Origin of the sequence: Streptomyces morookaense (assembly GCF_013030945.1) — a bacterium.
GTDB classification, from domain to species: domain Bacteria; phylum Actinomycetota; class Actinomycetes; order Streptomycetales; family Streptomycetaceae; genus Streptomyces; species Streptomyces morookaensis.
Window position 1 is genome coordinate 1 of record NZ_JABBXF010000126.1, and the last position, 232, is coordinate 232.

A 232-nucleotide genomic window follows, 5' to 3' on the forward strand; every position below is an offset into this window, starting at 1 on the left:
GTAAAAACCGGAAATAACGCCAGAAATGGTGGAAAAAATAGCCTAAATAGGCTGATTCGATGTGTTTGCGGGAAAAAAATCGGCCCAGATCCGCGAAATTTTAATCAACGAGTCAGCTTGGGAAGAAATGACCTGCTTATTCGCACTTTCCCTAAAGGCGCATTCAGGTTGAAGGGCGAACAGATTGACGGCAGTTTTCTGTTAAAGGCACTGTTGCAAAGTTAGCGATGAG

1 protein-coding gene is annotated in these 232 nt (G+C 44.0%); it reads left to right on the top strand.

Going from position 1 to position 232, the window contains the following annotated elements:
* A partial coding sequence (locus HG542_RS36230) for a hypothetical protein (RefSeq protein WP_218039101.1) occupies positions 1-225 on the top strand: 225 nt, incomplete at its 5' end.
* Between the last annotated feature and the right edge of the window lie 7 nt (positions 226-232).